This is a genomic window from Halohasta sp. A2 (assembly GCF_056175805.1).
On record NZ_JAQFWV010000345.1, the window covers coordinates 1 to 250 of the forward strand.

The following is a 250-nucleotide window of genomic DNA, read 5'->3' on the forward strand; positions in this document are numbered from 1 at the left end:
CTAACCGCTCGTGATTAAGCTGGTCTTCGTCCCAGTCATACTCGGTGAGAAACTTGTTGAGGGCCCGATCACTTCCAGCAGGAAGGACTTCTCGTGCAATCCCGGTCACGGTCTTGCTGCGGGCCGCAGCAAGACCTGTCACGTACGTTTTGGCGTGATGAGTCTGGTGATATGACAGCGAGTCGAAGTCGTCCAGCGGATCAGTACACGATAGGAAGTCCGTGATCGGCAGCATTTGCTGTCAATACGG

At 54.8% G+C, this 250-nt stretch carries 1 pseudogene; it reads right to left on the bottom strand.

Annotation, left to right across the window (positions count from 1 at the left end):
* A pseudogene (locus tag O2S87_RS19370) lies at positions 1 to 235 on the bottom strand (IS701 family transposase); the annotation flags it as partial.
* Positions 236 to 250 lie beyond the last annotated feature (15 nt).